Annotated in this window: 15 protein-coding genes and 4 tRNA genes; 12 read left to right on the top strand and 7 right to left on the bottom strand. The window is 66.7% G+C overall.

Annotated features, from left to right (window positions below):
* The 5 genes from mshD to pstB form a co-directional block, all read left to right on the top strand.
* Positions 1-586 (top strand): mycothiol synthase (gene mshD / locus NM2_RS18115; RefSeq protein ID WP_067670107.1); only part of this gene is annotated, 586 nt, incomplete at its 5' end.
* A gap of 269 nt (positions 587-855) precedes the next feature.
* Positions 856-1,977 carry a phosphate ABC transporter substrate-binding protein PstS gene (gene pstS / locus NM2_RS18110; protein ID WP_067670083.1) on the top strand — a complete coding sequence of 374 codons (1,122 nt, stop codon included), beginning with the start codon at positions 856-858 and terminating at the stop codon, positions 1,975-1,977.
* Between the two features lie 91 nt (positions 1,978-2,068).
* On the top strand, positions 2,069-3,040 hold the full coding sequence (pstC, locus tag NM2_RS18105; protein WP_245718094.1) for a phosphate ABC transporter permease subunit PstC: 972 nt from the start codon (positions 2,069-2,071) through the stop codon (positions 3,038-3,040).
* Positions 3,040-3,942 (top strand): phosphate ABC transporter permease PstA, encoded by a 903-nt coding sequence (gene pstA, locus NM2_RS18100; protein WP_067670079.1) that lies wholly within the window; start codon positions 3,040-3,042, stop codon positions 3,940-3,942. The genes pstC and pstA overlap by 1 nt, the downstream gene beginning before the upstream one ends.
* Positions 3,943-3,961: 19 nt before the next feature.
* Positions 3,962-4,738, top strand: a complete 777-nt coding sequence (pstB, locus tag NM2_RS18095) for a phosphate ABC transporter ATP-binding protein PstB (RefSeq protein WP_067670077.1) — start codon at positions 3,962-3,964, stop codon at positions 4,736-4,738.
* 266 nt (positions 4,739-5,004) lie between these two features.
* Here the strand turns inward: pstB and phoU are convergent, their stop codons facing one another.
* The 5 genes from phoU to NM2_RS18070 all read right to left on the bottom strand — a co-directional run bounded on the left by phoU (position 5,005) and on the right by NM2_RS18070 (position 10,619).
* Positions 5,005-5,670 (bottom strand): phosphate signaling complex protein PhoU, encoded by a 666-nt coding sequence (gene phoU / locus NM2_RS18090; protein ID WP_067670075.1) that lies wholly within the window; start codon positions 5,668-5,670, stop codon positions 5,005-5,007.
* 98 nt (positions 5,671-5,768) lie between these two features.
* Positions 5,769-7,715 carry an LCP family protein gene (locus NM2_RS18085; RefSeq protein ID WP_067670073.1) on the bottom strand — a complete coding sequence of 649 codons (1,947 nt, stop codon included), beginning with the start codon at positions 7,713-7,715 and terminating at the stop codon, positions 5,769-5,771.
* Between the two features lie 160 nt (positions 7,716-7,875).
* Positions 7,876-8,994: a tRNA dihydrouridine synthase DusB gene (gene dusB, locus NM2_RS18080; protein ID WP_218025947.1), complete on the bottom strand. Its 1,119-nt coding sequence runs from the start codon at positions 8,992-8,994 to the stop codon at positions 7,876-7,878.
* Between the two features lie 141 nt (positions 8,995-9,135).
* A complete protein-coding gene (locus NM2_RS18075; protein WP_067670069.1) occupies positions 9,136-10,107 on the bottom strand; it encodes an acyl-ACP desaturase in 972 nt (323 codons plus the stop codon).
* Positions 10,108-10,546: 439 nt separating this feature from the next.
* Positions 10,547-10,619 (bottom strand) — tRNA-Lys (locus NM2_RS18070).
* Between the two features lie 923 nt (positions 10,620-11,542).
* Between NM2_RS18070 and NM2_RS18065 the strand changes: the two genes are divergently transcribed.
* From NM2_RS18065 to NM2_RS18045, 6 genes are all read left to right on the top strand, one after another.
* Positions 11,543-12,217, top strand: coding sequence for a TetR family transcriptional regulator (locus NM2_RS18065; RefSeq protein ID WP_067670067.1), 675 nt, complete (start codon positions 11,543-11,545; stop codon positions 12,215-12,217).
* A 91-nt stretch (positions 12,218-12,308) separates the two neighbouring features.
* Positions 12,309-12,381, top strand: a tRNA-Glu gene (locus NM2_RS18060).
* A 35-nt stretch (positions 12,382-12,416) separates the two neighbouring features.
* A tRNA-Asp gene (locus tag NM2_RS18055) sits at positions 12,417-12,490 on the top strand.
* A 33-nt stretch (positions 12,491-12,523) separates the two neighbouring features.
* Positions 12,524-12,597, top strand: a tRNA-Phe gene (locus NM2_RS18050).
* Positions 12,598-12,943: 346 nt separating this feature from the next.
* Positions 12,944-13,120, top strand: coding sequence for a hypothetical protein (locus NM2_RS50215; protein WP_169816186.1), 177 nt, complete (start codon positions 12,944-12,946; stop codon positions 13,118-13,120).
* Positions 13,121-13,230: 110 nt separating this feature from the next.
* Complete coding sequence (locus tag NM2_RS18045; RefSeq protein WP_067670105.1) at positions 13,231-13,932, top strand: polyprenol monophosphomannose synthase; 702 nt, start codon at positions 13,231-13,233, stop codon at positions 13,930-13,932.
* Here NM2_RS18045 and NM2_RS18040 read toward each other — a convergent pair.
* Together NM2_RS18040 and NM2_RS18035 are read right to left on the bottom strand one after the other, a co-directional pair.
* Positions 13,929-15,431, bottom strand: coding sequence for an HAD-IB family hydrolase (locus NM2_RS18040; RefSeq protein ID WP_067670065.1), 1,503 nt, complete (start codon positions 15,429-15,431; stop codon positions 13,929-13,931). The two genes, NM2_RS18045 and NM2_RS18040, sit on opposite strands and share 4 nt — an antisense overlap.
* Complete coding sequence (locus NM2_RS18035; RefSeq protein ID WP_084531196.1) at positions 15,428-17,803, bottom strand: glycerol-3-phosphate 1-O-acyltransferase; 2,376 nt, start codon at positions 17,801-17,803, stop codon at positions 15,428-15,430. Before NM2_RS18035 ends, NM2_RS18040 begins: the two co-directional genes overlap by 4 nt.
* A 490-nt stretch (positions 17,804-18,293) precedes the next feature.
* Between NM2_RS18035 and NM2_RS18030 the strand changes: the two genes are divergently transcribed.
* On the top strand, positions 18,294-19,655 hold the full coding sequence (locus NM2_RS18030; protein ID WP_067670063.1) for a salicylate synthase: 1,362 nt from the start codon (positions 18,294-18,296) through the stop codon (positions 19,653-19,655).
* Positions 19,656-19,749 lie beyond the last annotated feature (94 nt).

Below are 19,749 nucleotides of genomic sequence, written 5' to 3'. Positions count from 1 at the left end.
CGCCGTGGCCGGACGTCTCGGGCTGAGTGTGGCGCGTGAGTTGTGGCAGATGCGACGTCCATTGGCAACTCCCGAGCTACCGGAACTGGCGGTGCCGTCCGGAATCACCCTGCGTACCTACGCCGGTCCGGCCGACGACGCCGAGCTGCTGCGGGTGAACAACGCGGCGTTCGACTGGCATCCCGAACAGGGCGGTTGGTCCGAGGAGGATGTCGCGGTGCGTCGCGAATCGTCCTGGTTCGACCCGAAGGGCCTGTTCATCGCCGTGGATACCGCACGGCCCGAACGCATCCTGGGCTTCCACTGGACCAAGGTGCACGACGCCTCGGAGAACGCCGGGGACGCAGCGGACTCGGAGAGCGCGCAAGCGCCGGTGGGCGAGGTGTACGTGGTCGGCATCGATCCGGCGGCGCAGGGGCGCGGTCTGGGGCGGCTGCTGACTCTCGCGGGCCTGCACTACCTGCGTGATCGCGGTCTCGGCGAGGTGCTGCTCTATACCGAGGCGGACAACACCGCGGCGGTGCACACCTACACCCGGCTGGGCTTCGGCACCTCGCACGTCGACGCGGCCTACGCCGCGCCGTGACCCCGCGCCGAATTCGGTTGCGGTAGTTCGCTCGACGGCTTTCCGGGGGATTCTGGTAACACTGCGGCAAATATCACAGCTTCAGCTCGTAATAGCGCCATCTTGTTCACTCCCCGTTCACTTGCCCAGGTCCAACTGTCAACCGGCCGAACCTACGTTACTTGTGGGCAGTACCCGCTGCCCGGTGCGCGCGTTCTGTGAACAGCCACCACGGTACCCGTCCGGTCGTTGAGGGATCGGGCGTGTCTCGAGCGTTACCGGAGGAATTGGTGAATCTCAAGCGCAGCAGCGCTCTCATCGGCGTACTGGCGGCGGCCGGCGCCCTGACCCTGTCGGCCTGTGGCAGCGACAACAACACCGCGACGACCGGTAGCACCGCTGCGAAGGTCAACGTCGACTGCGGTGGCAAGAAGGCGCTCAAGGCGAGTGGTTCCACGGCGCAGAAGAACGCCATGGACCGCTTCATCGCCGCCTACCAGCAGAACTGCGACGGCTACAAGCTGGACTACACCGGCAGTGGTTCGGGTGCGGGCATCAACGACTTCATCGGCGGCCAAACCGATTTCGCCGGTTCGGACTCCCCGCTGTCCGCGGCGAAGGGCGAGGTCGACAAGGCCGCGGCAAGGTGCGGTTCGACCGCGTGGGATCTGCCGGCCGTCTTCGGCCCGATCGCCGTGACCTACAACATCACCGGCGTGGACAACCTGGTGCTCGACGGCCCGACCGCCGCCAAGGTGTTCAGCGGCCAGATCAAGAACTGGAACGACCCGACGATCAAGGCGCTCAACACCGGCATCGCCGACAAGCTGCCGGATCTGCCGATCAACGTGGTCTTCCGTAGCGACCAGTCCGGCACCACCGACAACTTCCAGCAGTACCTGACCGCCGCGTCCAAGGGCGCGTGGGGCAAGGGTGCGGGCAAGGTCTTCAACGGCGGCGTCGGCGAGGGCGCGCAGGGCAACGACGGCACGTCCGCGGCGATCAACCGCACTCCCGGTTCGATCACCTACAACGAGTGGTCCTTCGCCAAGGCGCAGAACCTGCACATCGCGCGCATCCTGACCGACGCGTCGGTCAAGCCGGTCGAGCTGACCACCGATTCGGCCAGCAAGGCCGTCGCGAGCGTCAAGGTCAAGGGTCAGGGCAACGATCTGGTGCTGGACACCTCGTCGTTCTACAACCCGACCGACCCGGCCGCGTACCCGATCATGCTCGGCACCTACGAGGTGGTCTGCTCGAAGTACAAGGACGCCGACACCGCCAAGGCCGTCAAGGCGTTCCTGACCTCCGCGGTCAACAACGGTCAGGTCGGTCTGGACACCGCCGGGTACATCTCGCTGCCGGATTCGTTCAAGACCAAGCTGACCACCGCCATCAACGCCATCTCCTGATAGCTGCCATCCCATGACCGTGCACGACGATGTCACCGCCGCAGGCCAGTCGGAATCGACCGGCCTGCGGGCGGGCGGAGATACTGCTCGAATGCCGAGTGATCCCGACACCGATCCGGCGAAGTCCTCCCGAGCGAGCGTCAGCAGAACACCGGAATTGATCTTCCGGTCGCTGGCCACCGCGGCGGGTGCGACGATCGTCGCCGCCATCGCGCTGATCGCGCTGTTCCTGCTGATCCGGGCGGTGCCCTCGATCGGTGCGAACAAAGCGAACTTCTTCACCAGCGGGCAGTTCAACACCAACGATGCCAACAACTTGAAGTTCGGCATCGCAGACCTGTTCATGGTCACGGTGATGAGCGCGCTCATGGCGCTGGTGATCGCGGTGCCGGTGGGCGTCGGTATCGCACTGTTCCTGACCCAGTACGCGCCCAAGGCGCTGGCCCGCCCGTTCTCGATGCTGGTGGACCTGCTGGCGGCGGTGCCATCGATCGTGTTCGGTCTGTGGGGTTTCCTGGTGCTCGCCGAGAAGCTGGTGCCGGTGGAGAAGTTCTTCAACGACACCTTCGGCTGGTTCTTCCTGTTCAAGGTGGGCAACGTCTCGATCGACGGCGGCGGCACGGTCTTCACCGCCGGTGTGGTGCTGGCCGTGATGATCCTGCCGATCATCACCTCGGTCAGCCGCGAGGTCTTCAATCTCACGCCGCGCGCGCACATCGAGGCCGCGCAGGCGCTGGGTGCGACCAAATGGGAGGTGGTGCGGATGACCGTGCTGCCCTACGGTCGCAGCGGCGTTATCGCCGGGTCGATGCTCGGCCTGGGGCGCGCCCTGGGTGAGACCATCGCGGTGCTGATCGTGCTGCGCACCGCGCAGCAGCCGGGCCACTGGTCGCTGTTCGACGGCGGATACACTTTCGCGTCCAAGATCGCCTCGGCGGCTTCGGAATTCAGCCAGGCGCTGCCGACCGGCGCCTACATCGCCGCGGGCTTCGTGCTGTTCGTGCTGACCTTCGTGGTCAACGCGCTGGCCCGGGTCGCCGCGGGCGGGAAGGTGAACGGGTGATGACCACAGCCACACTGGACAAGCCCATCAAGGCCCCCGCCTTCCGGGAGATCTCGCTGGGCCGCAAGATCCGCAACAACATCGCGACGCTGGTGATGTGGTTGTGCTTCGGGATCGCCCTGGTGCCGCTGGCGTGGGTGCTCATCGTGGTGGTGAGCAAGGGCATCAGCTCGATCACCCGCAGCGGCTGGTGGACCAACTCCCAGTACGGTGTGCTGCCCGAGCAGTACGCCGGTGGCGTGTACCACGCCATCTACGGCACGGTCGCCCAGGCGGTCGTCGCGGCGATCATCGCCATCCCGCTGGGCGTGATGGCCGCGGTCTACCTGATCGAATACGGTGGCGGCCGGCTGGCCAAGGTCACCACGTTCATGGTCGACATCCTCGCCGGCGTGCCCTCGATCGTGGCCGCGCTGTTCGTGTTCTCGCTGTGGATCGCGACGCTGAAGTTCCAGCAGAGCGCGCTGGCCGTGTCCTTCGCCCTGGTGCTGCTGATGCTGCCGGTGGTGGTGCGCAGCACCGAGGAGATGCTCAAGCTGGTCCCCGACGAATTGCGCGAGGCCTCCTACGCATTGGGCATCCCGAAGTGGAAGACCATCGTGCGGATCGTGATACCGACTGCACTGCCCGGCATGATCAGCGGCATGCTGCTGGCCGTGGCCCGCGTGATGGGTGAGACCGCGCCGGTGCTGGTGCTGGTCGGATATTCGAAGTCGATCAACTTCAATATCTTCAAGGACAACATGGCCTCGCTGCCGCTGCTGGTCTACCAGGAGCTGTCCAACCCGCAGCCCGCCGGTGTGGCCCGGGTGTGGGGTGCGTCGCTGACGCTGATCCTGATCATCGCCCTGCTGTACGCGGGGGCCGCGGTCGTCAACAAGCTGCTCACGCGGAACCGATAGAAGCGAACGGAATAACGACATGGCCAAGCGGATCGACGTCAAAGATCTGAACATCTACTACGGCAGATTCCACGCCGTCTCCGATGTTTCGCTGACCGTGCTGCCCCGCAGCGTCACCGCCTTCATCGGTCCCTCCGGTTGCGGTAAGTCCACGGTGCTGCGCTCGCTGAACCGCATGCACGAGGTCACCCCCGGCGCCCGCGTCGAGGGCGCGGTGCTGCTGGACGGCGAGGACATCTACGGCGCGACGATCGACCCGGTCGGCGTGCGCCGCACCATCGGCATGGTGTTCCAGCGCCCGAATCCGTTCCCCACCATGTCGATTCGCGACAACGTAGTGGCCGGACTGCGTTTGCAGGGCGTGCGCAACAAGAAGGAACTGGCCGAGGTGGCCGAGCGGTCGCTGCGCGGCGCGAACCTCTGGAACGAGGTCAAGGACCGGCTCGACAAGCCCGGCGGCGGCCTGTCCGGTGGTCAGCAGCAGCGTCTGTGCATCGCCCGCGCGATCGCGGTCTCGCCCGACGTGCTGCTGATGGACGAGCCCTGTTCGGCGCTGGACCCGATCTCCACCCTGGCGATCGAGGATCTGGTCTCCGAGCTGAAGAAGCAGTACACCATCGTCATCGTGACCCACAACATGCAGCAGGCCGCCCGAGTGAGCGATCAGACGGCCTTCTTCAACCTCAAGGAGCAGGGCAAGCCCGGCAACCTGGTGGAGATCGATGAGACGGAGAAGATCTTCTCCAACCCCTCGCAGAAGGCCACGGAGGATTACATCTCCGGCCGTTTCGGGTAGGTACGGCCGACCGCCGCAACTACTCCCCCGCCTCCCCGCGACCTCAGCGTGTCGTTGAGTGCGGGGAGGCTCGAGTGTGTCGGGCCGGCGTTCGGGCGGCTTTCGGGCGTCCCCGGTGAGTTACCCCTGTACTGACGAAATCAGTTGTTGCGCTGCCGAAGTCAGTTGTTGCGCTGCGAATCGGGTACCTATCGGTCTGGATTCGCAGCGCAACAGCGGATTTGGCGGCAGGTAGGTGGCTTCCGGGTAGCTGGGCCTCAGATCCTTCAGCTGTCCGTATCCTCCTGGTCCGGCGGCAGGACGCCGGTGACCAGGAAGACCACCCGGCGGCCGATCTCGACGGCGTGGTCGGCGAACCGCTCGTAGTAGCGGCCCAGCAGCGTGACGTCGACCGCGGCCGCGACGCCGTGCTTCCATTCGCGGTCCATCAGCAGGGAGAACAGGTGACGATGGAGATCGTCCATCGCCTCGTCGTCCTCGTTGAGCAGTGCGGCGCGCTCGGGGTCGCGAGACTCGAGCACCTCCCTGGCCGCGGCGCCCATACTCACCGCGATCCGGCCCATCTCGGCGAAGTAGCCGTTGACGGCCTCGGGCAGCGCGTGATTGGGGTGACGCCGACGGGCGACCTTGGCCACGTGCAACGCCAGCGCGCCCATGCGATTCACATCCGCGACGATCTGGATGGCGCTGACGACCTGGCGCAGATCACCCGCGACCGGTGCCTGCAGGGCCAGGAGTGCGAATGCCCGCTCCTCGGCGAGCGTGATCATCTCGGCGATCCGGTCGGACTCGGTGATCACCTGTTCGGCGAGTGCCAGATCCGCCTGCAGGAGCGACTGCGTCGCCCTGTCCATGGCCGAACCCGCCATACCGGCCATTTCTCCCAGCATGGTGGCGAGTTCGCCCATTTGCTCGTTGTAGATGACACGCATGAAACGAAACACTAGCTCTCGGCGCTGACCAAGTCACGAACGGTGGATGAATCACTGGTGATTCCCGCTGTCATGACATCTGTGCAGGTAGCGGCATCTCAGCGGCAGTTGTCGTCCGCGGCGTTGACGTGTTCGAGATCGCTGGGAAGTGTGACCGAATTCGCCGGGTCGGCACTGTCGGGCGGGGCCGAGGCGATGGTCGGCAGGGGAGTGCCGAACGTCGGCGGGGTGCGCACCCGGCCGGTGAAATCCTTGCCGAGCGCGACCTGGATGATACTGCCCAGATCCGAGGTGACCTGCAGTTTCGCCCCCGGAAGCGTCGCGGCCACCGTCGCGGCCTCGTCCTGGTGGCCGCTCGAATACCGCACCAGCGTCGAGGACAGGGTGCCCTCTGGGTAGGTGTCGACGCTGTAGATCTGGAAACCCGGTGCGGCCAGTTTCCTGGCGGTCGAGCTAGCCGCGCCCGAGAGGCCCGAGGCATTGGACACCTGCACCGATACCGTCGTCGGGTCGACGGCGGTGAGCTGGGGCGGCGCGGGCGCGCCCGAATCGGGGGCCGGATCGGGCGTGTGGTGTTCGCCGGGCAGCGGATCGTCGTCGATGATGGCGCGGAAGATCGACTTGATATCCGATTCTCGGGGGATCTCGTTGCCGTAGGAGGTGGTGCCGGCCGTCGGCACGGTCAGGAACGTGATCGCACCGGCCGCCACCTTCTGCAGCGACCGGCCCAGCATCAGCAGATCCTGGGTGTCCACGTTGTCCATGAAGGCGTGCGAGGTGAACGCCGCGATGAATCTGTTCAGCTTGACCGGGTCGAACAGCACCCGATTCGACAGCGCGCCGCGCAGCAGGGAGGACAGGAACAGCTGCTGCCGATGGATGCGGTCGTAGTCGCTGCGTTCCTCGCCGATGACGTGCCGGGCGCGCACGTAGTCCAGCGCGGTGACGCCGTTGAGGACCTGACGGCCGGGGTTGGCCAGCACGGTGCCCAGTTCGGTGTCCACGAGCGGCGTCGCGGTGCACACCTCCACGCCGCCGACGGTGTCGACCATCGATTCGAATCCGGTGAAGTCCAGCCCGACGAAATGGTTGATCTTCAGCCCGGACAGTTTCTGGATAACCTTGATCAGGCATTTGGGTCCGCCCAGGGCGTAGACGCCGTTGAGCTTGTCGCCCATCGCCGAGGGGTAGTCCGCGTCGGTGTACTTCCCCTGATCGTTGTTCCAGCCCGCGCAGACCGGGCGGGTGATGTCCAGGTCGCGCGGAAACGACACCACGACAACGCGTTTGCGATTCGCCGGGATGTTCACCAGCATGACCGTGTCCGAGCGCGCGCCCTCGGCGTCGGCGGTGGTGCCCGCGCCGACGGTGCTGTTGGCGCCCGCGCGTGAATCGGTGCCCGCGATCAGGAAATTCTCGTCGCCGAACTGGCCGACCGGATCCACGATGTCATGTGATCCGACATCCAGCGCCTGCACCTTGGTGAAGCCTTTGTCGGTGGCGCGCAGGTAGTTCCAGCCCGCCCCGGTGAGCACGAGGGCGGCCACCGAGGCGAGCGCGATGATCGTGCGTCCGGCGACGCGCAACCGGTGTCCACGTCTGCCGCGTCGATCGTCCGTGCGCGGGATCGGGGAAAGTGGTCTGCCGCCAGTGGATTCCGGCGCCGTGAATTCGATCGGGTCGAGATCCGGAGCTTGCGCCGACGTGTCATCGGATTGTGTTCCGGTGGAGGGATTCTCGGTGCTCCGCGACGAAGCGGTCGGCGCATCTCGAGTCGTGTCCCATCGGTCCGTGACCAAGTCCCCGGATGATTCGCCGCGCTCGATGCCGGGACTCGCATCCACAAGTGCGGCGGCGGTGAGACCCCGGCCCTCCGGGGAATCGGCCGATCCCGCCGAATTCGGCAAATATGTCGCATACCAGGTTTCCGCGGTATCTCCGGAACCACCCGAGCGGCCGGCCGCACCTCCCAGCGCACCGGGGCGCTCCCACGGAGCCCGCCCGATCGGAAGCGGCAATTCCCCGCCCTGATCGTCGTCGCCCATCAACGAACCTCACCTCGCCTAGTGCCGACGATGGAACCGCGCCGAGAGCAAAACCGTGTCGATGATAATGACCGACCGCGAAGAAATACCTGAACGCGACCGTTTCAGGCGTGTACGGGCCCTCGTCGGAGACGATTCGGACGAGGAACGGGTCCTTCGCTCAGCCTCCGCTGTGCATGACGTCCGCGGCTTGCGGGACGGTGTCGTCCTCGGGGTCGTCGAGCCAGCCGTCGGGGAGGGAGACCTTGGCCTGGGGGGAGCCCTGGCGGCCGCGGGGGCCGGTGGCGGCCTCGGCGGGGAAGGGGGCGGCCGGGTCGAGCCGGGTTGTCAGATCCCGGATCTGGTCGAGGCTCGAGACGGTGGCGAATTTCCGGCGAAGTTCGGAGCCCACCGGGAAGCCCATGAAATACCAGGCCATGTGTTTGCGGATATCGCGCATGGCTTTGTCGTGGCCGTCGTGTTCGACGAGGAGTTCGGCGTGCCGGATCAGGATCTCCCCGACGCGGCCGAGCGCCGGGCCCTCGGGGACGGGCTCGCCGCGCAACGCGGCGGACAGCTCGGCGAACAGCCAGGGGCGGCCGAGGCAGCCGCGGCCGACAACGACTCCGTCGCAACCGGTTTCGGCCATCATGCGCAGGGCGTCGTCGGCGGTGAAGATATCGCCGTTGCCCAGGACCGGGATGGTGGTGACGGCCTCTTTGAGCCGGGCGATGGCGGTCCAGTCGGCCTTGCCCGAGTACAGCTGGGCGGCCGTGCGCGCGTGCAGCGACACCGCGGCGGCGCCCTCGGCCTCGGCGATGCGGCCGGTGTCGAGATAGGTGTGATGATCCTCATCGATGCCGACGCGGAATTTGAAGGTGACCGGAATCTCGCCGGCGGCGGCGACCATCTCCCGCACGATGTTCGCGAACAGCCGCCGCTTGTACGGCAGCGCCGATCCGCCGCCGAGCCGGGTGACCTTGCGCACCGGGCAGCCCAGATTCATGTCGATGTGATCGGCCCACCCCTCGCCGACGATGATTCGCACCGCTTCGCCGAGGGTTTTCGGGTCGACGCCGTAGAGCTGCATCGAGCGCGGGCTCTCGTCCGGCCCGAACGCCATCATGTGCAGCGTCTTCTCGTTGCGCTCCACCACCGCTCGCGCGGTGATCATCTCGCACACGTAGATCGCTGTGGAACTGCCGAACTCCCGGCACAGCGTGCGGAAGGCGACGTTGGTGATCCCGGCCATCGGAGCGAGCACCACGGGCGGATCGACCGGGTAGGGGCCGATTCGCAGCTGGGGCCTGGCCTCGATCACCGCAGTCATGGAACCCATTCTCGCATCCGCAGGTCAGTGGCCGAGATCACGTGGTCGGCACCGGGCGTGGGGGTTCGGTGTCCGTCGTGGGAGGGACACCGAACCCGTCCTCGGATCGGTTCAGCTCACCGAGACGGTGGCCAGTTCGCGTTCGCGCTTGGCGGCCTCGCGCGCGAGCATGCGGTCGCGCTGCTCCTCGAACTTGATCACATCCTTGGACAGCTTGTCCAGGAAGGCCGCCAAGCGTTCGCGGGTCTGCTCACCGCGGGCGGTGAAGTCCTCGCGCTCGAAGATCCGCCACTTCTTCAGCACCGGCTGCACGACCTCCTCGAGATGCTGACGCAGGTCGTAGATGCCGTGCTTGGCCATCAGCACGCCGTTGCGGCGGAAGTTGGGCATCCCCGCGCCGGGCATCTGGAAGTTCTCCAGGATCAGCGCGATGGCGTCGAGGGCCTGGTCGGGCGCCAGGTCCAGCGCCGCACCGCACATGTTGCGGTAGAAGATCATGTGCAGGTTCTCGTCGGCGGCGACGCGCTGCAGCATGCGGTCGGCGATCGGGTCCTCGCACACCTTGCCCGTATTGCGGTGCGAGACACGGGTTGCCAGCTCCTGGAAGGTCACGTACGCGACCGAGTGCAGGAATCCGGCGTCGACCTCCGCGGGAGAGGCGAAGCCGTTGGTCATGTGGATCATCCGCGCCTGCTCCAGGGCGACGGGGTCGACGCCGCGGGTGACGACGAGGTAGTCGCGGATGACGATGCCGTGGCGGTTCTCCTCGGCGGTCCAGCGGCCGACCCAGGTGCCCCAGGCGCCGTCCTGGGAGAAGTTCTCGGCGATTTCGCGGTGGTAGGAGGGGAGGTTGTCCTCGGTGAGCAGGTTGGTGACCATCGCCGCCTTGGCGACCTCACCGAGCTTCGATTGCTCCGGATCCCAGTCGATACCGCCCATCGCGGCGAAGTTGCGGCCTTCGTCCCACGGCACGTAGTCGTGCGGGTGCCACTCCTTGGCCATCGAGAGGTGACGGTTGACGTTCTCTTCGGCAACCGGCTCCAACTCCTTGAGCAGCTCGAGTTGAGTCAGATCCCTTGCCATACTTACGCCCTTCGGTCTTGTCCTGCCATCGTGCTCGTCGGCCCCCCTCTGGTCCATCGCCTCACGGCTCAGCACTGCGGCCCATACCTTACGGCACCGTAGGTGTGATGCGAAACGCATCGGACGGGGTTTGTCGCCAGGTGGCGGACCCACGGTCCCCCGATTGTGAGCTCGCACAAGTGCGGCCGACGCCTACGAGTGTAAGTGGAGTGAGGCCGCCGTGGGGATCATCGTCCCGAGCGACGTTCTCGTTACCGCTCGGTTGCCGGTGCGTTCCTGTGACCTGCCGAGTGTGGCGTCTGTCGACGCTCACCCGAGGTCCCCATGCGGCGAGAATATTAGCCACACAATCGCTCCTATAGCGGATCAGATACGGCCACAGTGCATCTCGTCACATACGCGACAGGTCCGCCGGAACGTGTGCTCCGGCGGACCCGAGTGCCCCCACCAGGGCTCGAACCTGGGACCTGCGGATTAAAAGTCCGTAGCTCTACCAACTGAGCTATAGGGGCGCGGGTGGCAAGTCTAATGGTCGGCTCGCGGAAGTGGTAACCGGTATCCGTCCCGGGTGTCCGGCGAGTTGATCTGCGCTGGTCGGCGCGGTTGCCGACGGCTTGGGGATCGGTGTGCGCAAATCTCCGGGAGCGCTGTGCGGCCCGGCGGCGTCGCCGATCGGATCCCGGCGGCCCCGTCCGGCGTCCACCCGCGCGGCCGGGTCTGCGCTCAGGCGCGTTCGGGGGTGCGGGGGTAATCCCGTTGACTTCCAATTTGTTTCAGCGGCGAAGTATGTAAACATCAACCAATCACGGTGCGTGGCAAGGAAATTGGTAGTGGAGGTGCGAGTGTCGAGGGATCGGCCCGACAGGTGGCCCGCCGGTGGGGTGGCGCGTCCGGCCAGAGTCGGTTCGCGGCTGCCGGGGTGTGGCGGCGGCGAACTATGCTGTGGGATGGTGGAATTCGCGAAAGGAACGTCGCGAGAAGGCGGTAACCGAAGATTTGCCGCAAACTTCGGAAAGAGGATTGGGCGAACTGACTTTCCGGTAGGTGCTCCGATCGACATCGATACGGAGTACGGTGACCTGTCGGTGAATTCCGAAAGAACCGGGTGCGCCCGGTGGGAGGGGATTCGGCCTATGGTTGATGTGCCCGCTTGCGTCGCGACCGGTCCGGCCGTTCGCGAGGCCCTGGAGATTCCGTCGCAGGAGGCAGACCCGCGAAGAACATTACGCCCGGGTGCGCACCCCCTGCGGCGCACCCGGGCTCGGAGAACTATACCAGCCGGTGTGTTTCAGGTTTTCTCGCGACTTTTCGTACTCAGAGTTTGAAAACAGGGCAGTAGCCCGAATTTCGGTATTAAAAAATCTCATAACTCGCATCGAGGACTGTTCCCAACGGGGGTCCTGCGGCGGTAAGTAGCTTCGGAGGCGTTTCGAGCATGGCACGGCAGCAAGAGCGGGCCCGCCGGACTCGCGCGGCGATCATCAGGTCGGCCGCGGTGGAATTCGGGAAAAGCGGCTATGCCGCTGCATCGTTGAACCGCATTCTGGAAGGATCCCGCGCGACCAAGGGCGCGATGTACTTCCACTTCGACTCCAAGGAGGATCTGGCGCGCGCGGTGCTGGACGCCGCCGTCGAGCGGTATCGGGCCAGCATCGAACGATGGCTCGGCAGAACCGATCTCGGCCCCCTGGACATCTTGCGGGGGATGCTCGACGAGGTCGCGTTGCGCCTGGACAACGACATCATCATCCAGGCGGAGTTCCGGCTGATCATCGAGCCGGAATTCCATCGCGACGTGCAGGCGGGCGGTGGGCGCATCCTGGGCCGCGCCATCCGGATGCTGGCGGTACGCGCGATCGATCAGAAGCAGTTGCGCCAGGACGCCGATCCGGACAAGTTCGCCCGCACCCTCACCGCGGCGCTGGCCGGACAGCGCTACGTCACCGATATGGTCGGCGGCCCGGTCGACATGCGCATGCGGTTCACCGAGGCGCTCGAGATCGTCGTCGAGGCGATGGGCACCCCGGAGTGGCTCGAGGAGTTCCGGGTGGTCGGCTGGCGGGCCAGTGCCCGGCCGGACGATCTCAACGTCGGCTCGGTGACTCCCTGACCAGCCGATTTGGGTTTCACGGCGAAGCTGTCATAAGCTATCCCAGCTCCCAACGGAAGCCGTTGAGGTACGGACCGGAGAGATCCGGCGGGCCCCCTTCGTCTAGCGGCCTAGGACGCCGCCCTTTCAAGGCGGTAGCGCGGGTTCGAATCCCGTAGGGGGTACGACGGTGGCAACACCGTTGAGAGCAGCAGAGCAAGGCCCTGTGGCGCAGTTGGTTAGCGCGCCGCCCTGTCACGGCGGAGGTCGCGGGTTCGAGTCCCGTCAGGGTCGCAAGACTGTATAGGCATTCGTTCGGGTGCCCCCGGCCAGGTAGCTCAGTTGGTACGAGCGTCCGCCTGAAAAGCGGAAGGTCGCCGGTTCGATCCCGGCCTTGGCCACTGAGACCGTCTCTCCTCACGACTTCAACGTCGTCGGGAGGGCGGTCTTTCGTTGTTTTTCGGGGCCTGATCATATTGCTCCGGTTCGAATCATGGCCGACGTCACAATGATCATGTGATGCATTGTTGGGGCAGGCAACAAAATGTGTTGTCGCTGGTTGTCCGTAATTCGGAGAATTGTTGTTGTGTCATTATTTCGCGGGCGAATGTCGGTGAGGTTTTCATTCCGGATGATTCATTGTGCGGTATTTCATATAGCGGATGATGTTCGTAGGCCGGGGTGGAGTGCGGATCTCGTTGCGGGGCACGGGTGTCGGCGGGGTTGCGGGGATGGGATCATGAGGGCATGGGCGACTCCGAATCGGATTGGTACTACTGCCTGAAGCATCGTCGGGCCGAGCAGAGCAAACGATGCTGGTTCGCCGATCGCATGGGGCCCTATCCGGATCGGGCCACTGCTGAACGGGCCCTGGAGATCGTGCGGGCCCGCAACGCCCGCGAGGACGCGCGCGACGAGCGGTGAACAGGCGGACTACACGGCTGAGGGGCGGGGAAGGCGTATGAGCTACGGTCAGGGGGTACACACGCGCGCGTGAACGAGCGGGAGGCTGACCCTTGAAGGTGACCGTTGTGGTGCCGACCTATAACGAGCGGGACAACCTGCCCGTGGCGGTGGAGCGGCTGACCTCGCTGTCGATCTCTGACCTGCATATTCTCGTTGTCGATGACAACTCGCCGGATGGTACCGGTGAGCTCGCGGACAAACTCGCCGTCGAGCTGCCGGATGTGGTCGGGGTGCTGCATCGGACCGAGAAGGACGGGTTGGGGCGCGCGTACATCGCGGGTATCACTCGTGCGCTGGACGAGGGGGCCGAGGTCGTCATCCAGATGGACGCGGACCTGTCGCATCCGGCCGAGGTCATTCCGGCGATGCTCGACAAGCTGGAGACCTCCGGGGCGGGTGTGGTGCTCGGGTCCCGGTACGTTCCGGGCGGTTCCACCGCCGAGGAGTGGAAGTGGTACCGCAAGGCGCTGTCGGCCTGGGCCAACTTCTACGTGAATCTGATCCTGCGGCTGGGCGTGAAGGACGCCACCGCCGGATTCAAGGCGTGGAAGGCCGATACCCTGCGCGCGATCGACGTCGCCTCGATCCGCAGCAACGGATACTCCTTCCAGGTCGAGATGAACCATCGGACCATCAAGAAGGGCATCACCATCGCCGAGGTGCCGATCCGCTTCGAGGAGCGCACCAAGGGCGCGTCCAAGATGAGCCTGAAGGTGCAGCTGGAGTCGGCGGCGATGCCGTGGAAGCTGCTGTTCGGGCGGCAGGTCTAGGGTCCGGCGAGCCCCTGGGCCGGGTGCGCGCGCCGCTCGTCCGGTGCGGGCCAGTCCAGCAGGGTCGCGACGAACAGTTGCCGCACCCGCTCGATCTCAGCGTCCATATCGGCCGGATCCCAGCGGCTCACATCGATCGGCGGCAGCACCGCGACATCCACAGTGCCACCGCGCACCACCGCGGAATTACGCCAGGCGATTTCGCCGGCATTGCGGATCACCACCGGAATGATCGGCACTCCCGCCTGCGCGGCGATATGGAATGCGCCCTTCTTGAACGGGCCCACTCGCGGCGTCAGTGAACGGGTGCCTTCCGGGGCGATGACAATCGACAACCCGGCCTGGAGCGTTTCCACCACGGGGGCCAGCGCCGCACGCGTGCCCGCGGTATCGGAGCGATCGATGAAAGTCGCTCCCGCGAAACGCAACAGCGGCCCGAACACCGGGTTGCTGGTCACTTCTTTCTTCACGATTCCGGTAAAGCCCGCGCCCAGCACCGCGGCCAGGACGACCATGTCGAATTGGCTCTGATGATTGAATACGAATACCGCCGGCCGGGGTGCGCGAGCGTATTCGGCGCCGGTGATCCGCATGTGCACGCCCGTCGCGCCCAGGGTGCCGCTCGCGGCGTGGGTGATCATCGAATCGGCCATCCGCCGCTGGTCGCGGGTGGGTGCCGCGGTGGCCACACCGGCCATCGCACCGCCGAGCAGACCGGCGAAACCTGCTGCGGTGCGGGCGATATCGCGCGCACCGGCCTCGCCCCGGGCGCGGAAGGACAGGACCGGCCAATCCTGTTCGGTGGCCCGCATCGCCATGCGCGGGCCCGGATTCACCGCCGTCGGATGTGCGACGAGTTCGAGCAGGGGGATGTCGGGAGCGGCGTCGGCGTAGGCGTAGCCCCGCGAGAGGTCCAGATCGTGTTCGGCCGCGAACCGCCGCACGGCATCGGCCTTACCGTTGCGCCACAGCGGTTTTCCTTCGACGTGTCCGGTGAGTACCCCGTCCCGCACCGCCATTCGGGTGTACAGGACGTGCTGGAAGCCCAATTCCGTTGCGGCGGGCAGCACTTGGAACGCGGACAGGCAGGTCGCCAGTACTAGCGTGTGCCCGGCGGCCTCGTGTGCGCGGATCAGCCGCCACGCCTCGGGATACAGATGGCCGTGGATGGTGTCGCGGAACAGTTCCGTGCCAAGGTCGGTGAGTTCGGACTCGGGGTGTCCGGCCCACAGGCGCATCACCCGCTGCAGGAACCGCTCGTATTCGCCCTCCGCGCGGGACCCGCGAATATTGTTCAGCAGCGAGGCCGTGAGGTCGGCGCGCACGCCCCGGCGCAGCAGCCGCTGGACCGCCGAATCCGGGGTGAAGCCGTGCACGACAGTGCCGCCGAAATCGAAGACGGCCGGGATCCGCGGGCCCTGCGGCCCGGATCGGACGGCGGCTATCGCCTCGTCGAGCGTGCGCGTCGCGCCGGAATCCGCGGCGCCCGAGGCGGTCACGGCGCCTCCGTGCGATTCGACGGGTCCAGGGCGGCCGCGCGGGAGATGCGTGCCCCGATGACGCGCAGTTCGTCGGCGAAAGCCCTTCTGCGGGCGGGCACATCGACGCCCTCCGGATCCAGCAGGCCGTGGTTGTCGGCGAGTTTCAGCGCGCTGGCGAACAATTCCGAGGACACCGATTCGGGACTGTGCAGGCGCTGCTGCAACAGCATCTGGTGGCCGACCGCGAGACATTCGTCGATGAACTGTTTGCGGTCCAGCGGCGCGGGATCCTGTGCGGCAAGGCGTTCGGCGACTACCAGCTGCGCGTCGAAGAACGAACGCAGGACGCGGTGGGCCATGATGAATCCGGAATCGGACAGGGCGGCCAGGATATCGGTCCCGACCGTCCCGTCGGCCGTGCGATCGCGCCAATTCGGGTCTGCCAGAAGCATTTCCGCGGTCATCTCGGCGGCGAATTCGGTGCGTTCGGGGAAGAAGAATTCGAACTTCAACAGGTCGCGCAGCCGGTAGGCCGAGTCCCATCCGGCGTCGAGCTGCTCGCCCTCGGGCGCTTCGACCGCGGCCAGGACGGACAACTCGACGATGGCGCGGTTGACGAACCAGTGCACGGCGCTGTTGCGATAGAACGCCGCCTCCAGGTGCGCGCCGGTCTGGATCGAGTACACCGGCTCCACACCGCCGCGATAGACGGTCACCACCCGCGCGAGGGACAGTTGCTCGAGCACCGAGGCCAGGCCGAGATCGTCGTCCACCGTGTCGAATTCACCGCTGGGCAGCCCGCGCTGACGGATGTAGCCGCGGACCGGCTCGAGTGCCATGCGGACCTCGCCGAGGGTCAGCGCCCGCTCGTGCACGCCGAGCAGTACCAGGGTGACCAGGGCGTTCACCGTGATCGGGGTGACCGCGTTGATACCTACGGCCACCTCGAAGGCCAACAGCTGCACGGCCTTTCGCTCCTGTGCGGCCACCTCCGGCGTGATCGGTTCGGTCGCGGCCGCGGCGGGCAGCATCGGATCGCCGTACGCGCCCAGGCGTTCTCGGGCGGACAGCGGTGTGCCGAAGCGGATGTACACGTTCCCGGCCGATCGCTGCTGACTGCGGATGTAGCGCGCCAGCCAGGGCAGGCCCTCGGGCTTCTTGACGCCCCCGGCCTGTTCGCTGGCGATCGCGCCCAGCTCGTTCAACCGCTCGTAGGTGATCGATACCGGCACCAGCATCACATCGTCGATCCGGCGCGAACGGATCGCCGCGGCAAGATAATTCAGCAGTCCGTAGCGCGGCGGGCGGAGCTTCCCGGTCCGGGTGCGCCCGCCCTCGAAGTACCACTCCAGGTTGAACCGCTTGCCCAGCAGATAGGCGAAGTACTCCTCGACCACCGCCTTGTACACCTCGTCGTCGCCGAAGCTGCGGCGGATGAACACCGTGCCGGTGCGCCGGGCGATCGGGCCTATCGGCCAGAACCGTAGATTCGCCCCGCCGATCACGTGATTGGGCGGGAAGTCGTTGCGGGCCAGCGCATCACCGAGGACGAACGCGTCGACGTAGGAGCGATGCGAGGGCAGGAACACCAGCGGATACGCCTGGTTGATCCGGCGCAGTTCGGCCAGACCGGACCGGTCGTAGTCGACCTTCCAGGCCGAGGCGTGCACCGGTCGCATGGCCTGGGTGAACAGGTCCGAGACCAGCCGGCTCTGCGCCGCGACGAGTTCGCGCAGCGCCTTCTCCGCACGGCGGTACACATCGCGCGGGTTCGCCCCGATGTGGTCGGCGATGCCGTCGAGGCGGCGCAGGAAGTCCGGGGAGTCCAGGATCTCCTCGGCGACCAGGCGCGGCACCTTGTAGCGATCGCCGATGACGGCCCGTTCGGCGCGTTCGAGCGCGACGACCCCGGCTCGAACGATGGCGCGGGCGAAGGTGTCCGCGGATCCGGCGGTGGCCGGGTTGTTCGCGCGCAGCTCGCTCAGGCGGGCGGGCTGTCCGGTGAGGACCAGGTGGCGATCGGGGGCCCGGTGCACCAGACGTCGTTGCAGCAGCCGGTGCGGACGGCGGGGGTTGCTGAGCGTGACCAGATCGGCGAAGGTGGTGCGGCGCACGCCATCTCGTTCCGCGGGCAGCCACAGCACCCGGATCGGCACCACCAGCGGATCGTCCCGGCGGCCGACCAGGCGCAGGGCCACCGCCTCGGCGTCCAGGTCGAGCTGGGTGACCGGCGCGTCGACGCCGAATTCCGCGTCGATACCGCCCTCGGCCAGCCAACCGCCGATCAGCTCGCGCTCCACCGTGGAACCGGCGTCGACGAGGGCGACCACCGACCGCGGGACGCCGTCCGGTGCGGGCGGCGCCGGAACGTCGGGGCGGTGATCGATCATGGCGGGGGACCTCCTGAATGTGGCGCAAATCCCATTGAAGCCCCGCCGGGGCATTTCGCGCAGGAGGTTCGCAAGGAGTCTTGACCCGGTTCCAGCGTCCCGGACAACGCAACACCGAGATTCGCGGCCTCAGATCCCGTGAAACCGCCGCAGCGAGGTGAAAGCCGAGGCCCACGTTCACCGTGTCGCCGCCCGGTGCGACGTCAATGCCGGAGTTCGCAGCCTCAGGTCCCGTGAATCCGCCGCAGCGAGGCGGAGCCAACGCGCACGCCCACACCTCGTTCCGCCAATCACCCCCAAGTTCGCGGCCCGTCTCGCCGTTTCGGACGCGTGGCGGGTGCGAGGAACGAGTGCCCGACACGGGGCCGAGCGGTGAGACTCCGGGACCGCGAACGCGCCGGAGCGGAGCGGAAGCCAAAGACGCAGAAATTGGTCAGGTAATGCTAACCTCACTCATGTTGTTTAGGTAAGCATAACCTTGGAGGATCGGGTGTCGACCACGGACGACCGCGTGCGGATCGGATATGAAGAGGGTCCGGGGGCGATGATCACCGCGGATCGCGGCGCTGCCGGGGGATTCGATGCGGCCGCGGCGGTGGCCGCGCTGGCTGCCTGTGATCGGTTCGGGGAGTACGTGATGTACGAGCGTCCGGGCGAGTGGGTGTTCGCCGCCGATCCGATCGGCAGCGTCGAACTCGACGCGTCCGAGCTGCGGATCGGTTGGGATGGAAGCAATTCGGCGCAGGCGTGGGAGGGGCGCCCGGCGAACGTGATCGACCGGGCGCTCGCCGCTCTGCCGCTGGCCGGGCGTAATGCCTACGGCTGGATCGGATTCGAGTTCTGCGCTTGGGCGTTGGAGGCGACCGCGCATCTGCCCGAGCGCACTCCGCTGGCCCATCTGATGATCCCCCGCATCGAAGTTCGCATCGATGCCGACGGCGTGCGAGTTTCCGGCGCAACGGATTCCGAGAGCGCCGAGATCCGCGAGCTGATCGAGGCCGCGCAGGACACCGGGCTGCCCCGGGCGCATCCGGTCGACATCTCCGCCGATCCGACCGATTACCGGGACCGGGTGGGCGTGGCGGTGGACGAGATCCGCGGCGGCCGCTATCAGAAGGTGATCCTCTCGCGCCGGGTGGAACTGCCGTTCCCGGTGGACGTTCCCGCCAGCTACCGGCTCGGCCGCGCGCACAACACCCCGGCGAGGTCGTTCCTGCTGCGGCTGGGCGGGCTGGAGGCGGCCGGATACAGTCCGGAACTGGTGGTCTCCGTCGACAGCGAGCGCATGGTCACCACCGAACCACTCGCCGGGACAAGGGCATTCGGCCGCGGCGCGGAGGCCGACGCGGCCGCACGCGCCGAATTGGTGGCCGATCCGAAGGAGATCGTCGAACACGCGATCTCGGTGCAGACCTCCTTCACCGAGATCGCCGCGGTCGCCGAGCCGGACACCACGGTCGTCTCCGACTTCATGGCCGTGCGCGAGCGCGGCAGCGTGCAGCATCTGGCCTCCACCGTGCGCGGTCGCCTGGACGTCGGCCGAAGCCCCTGGGAGGCGCTGGAAATGCTGTTCCCCTCGGTGACCGCGTCGGGAATTCCCAAGCGCGACGGGGTCGATGCGGTATTCCGGCTCGATCACGACTCGCGCGGGCTGTATTCCGGTGCGGTGGTGACGGTTTCGGACACCGGTGCGCTGGAGGCGACGTTGGTGCTGCGGGCGGTCTACCAGACGCCCGATGGCGCGTGGCTGCGCGCCGGAGCCGGAATCGTCTCGCAGTCCACTCCGGCAAGGGAATTCGAGGAGACCTGCGAGAAACTCCGCAGCGTCGCCCCGTACGTGGTCAAGGCGTAGTCGTCGTCGCGATACCCGCCCGCCGCCGTTCTCGCCGTGCGGCCGCGGGCGGGTGTGCGCGTGCGAAACTTCGCTGGTTGCCTGTGGGACAACG

The sequence above is a fragment of the Nocardia miyunensis NBRC 108239 genome (assembly GCF_001613065.1).
Taxonomy (GTDB): Bacteria; Actinomycetota; Actinomycetes; order Mycobacteriales; family Mycobacteriaceae; genus Nocardia; species Nocardia miyunensis.
Note: the sequence above shows the minus strand (reverse complement) of the source record. Positions and strands in the feature narration are given on the sequence as shown.